Source organism: Arthrobacter sp. I3, assembly GCF_000520575.1.
Taxonomy (GTDB): Bacteria; Actinomycetota; Actinomycetes; order Actinomycetales; family Micrococcaceae; genus Arthrobacter; species Arthrobacter humicola_A.
Window position 1 is genome coordinate 1 of the sequence record NZ_KI914972.1, and the last position, 1502, is coordinate 1502.

Sequence of the window (1502 nt, forward strand, 5' to 3'; positions counted from 1 at the left end):
TTCGCGGGCGGGGTGCTCGACGCCGGTGGGGTACTGGTGCCCGGGGACGTGGGTTCCGGGTCGCTGGGCTCGGGCTCGGGATCGCTGGGTTCCGGGTCGCTGGGTTCGGGGTCGCTGGGTTCCGGGCTGCTGCCGTGCGACGGCGACGGGGAGGACTCGCCCGAGCCGGCGGACGGCGAGGGGCTCGGCGTCGTCGAGGAGCCCAGCAGGCTGTCCAGCACATCGCCGAGGCCGAGGGTCAGCGAACCCTGCGCGGACGGTGCGGTGGACGCCGCCGCGGACAACCCTGCGGCCGCCTGCGAGGCAGGAGCCCCGGCGGTGCCAGCCAGTACGGCCCCGAGCGCGACCGCCGCCGCGCCGCTTCGAAGGCCCCGGTGGCGGCCGGTCTTCGTTGTTGACACCTTGGACCTGAAGATAAACATGGTCATCGAGCCTAGCCGGAATCGACCAGCAGGAAAAACTTGCAAAAACCGCGAACTTCCGGCACGAAACCACCGGGACCGGAGGGGTTCAGGGTGCCTTTGGAACCGCTGTGATTCCTGTGACTGAAGGTGCTCCTGGGACTCAGGAACGTCGTTCGGTACAGCCAAATTCAGGGTCACCAAATTCAGCGCAGACACATTGAGCGCAGCCGCGTTCAGCGCAGCCACTTTCAGCGTAGCCGCGTTCAGGGCAACAGGGTGCGGACCTGGTGCGGGGTGTCGGCCACGATCGCTGCCAGGCCATTGCCGGACAGCCAGCCGCCCACCACGGCAAGCGTGCCGTCCGCGGCACAGACGCTCCGGACGGCCGCGACGCGCTGCCTGTGGCCCAGGGAGGCAAACGGCAGTGCGCCGGCCCAGCGGACCACGTCCCAATCGGCCACGTCCCCGGCGCCGACTGGCACCCCCAGCAGGGCCGACGCATCAGCCAGGGCTGCGCGGAAAAGTTCATCGTCGGAGCGCGGCGCCGCGGCCAGTCCGCCGCCGCGGGACTCGGGCAATGCCCCGGGAGTAACAGCCCCTGGAGCTGCGCTCCGCCCGTAGGAGAGCCGGAGCACATGCCTTCCCGGGCCTGCCTGCTCCGCCAGCCACGCCCATTTGGCGGTGGCGTGCGTCAGCGCCTTGGCCTGCACACCCGGGCTCTGCGGCGCAACAAGCACGCCGGTGCCGCGTGGCGCCGCGTCAAGGGCCGGGAGGTCGACCACGAGCGTGACAAGGCTGACGTCGGGTCCGGCATCGGGGCGGTGGCCGGCAAGTTCCGGCAGGGACTCCTCAAGCAGCCCGACGGCGGCGGGGCCCTCGACCGCAACCGCGAGGAGCCCGGCGTCGAAAGTGGCCTGGTCCGTGGCCACGCGCCAGCCGTCGGCTGTGCGCCGCACTGACCGGGCCGCGGTGCCGGGCAGCAGGCTGACTCCGCGCTGACGCAGATCGGCCAGCAGGGCGGCGACGAGGGTGTGCATGCCGCCGCGCAGCCCGGCGACGGCGGAACCGGCCTTCTGGAGCCCGCCGGCCTGGCCTGTT

General features: G+C 71.9%; 2 protein-coding genes. Both read right to left on the bottom strand.

The features are described from left to right. The coding region (locus Y706_RS27120) for a hypothetical protein (RefSeq protein ID WP_216699164.1) at positions 1-422 on the bottom strand (422 nt) is incomplete at its 3' end. Between the two features lie 245 nt (positions 423-667). Continuing rightward, the coding region (locus tag Y706_RS30535; RefSeq protein ID WP_043437018.1) for a protoporphyrinogen/coproporphyrinogen oxidase at positions 668-1502 on the bottom strand (835 nt) is incomplete at its 5' end.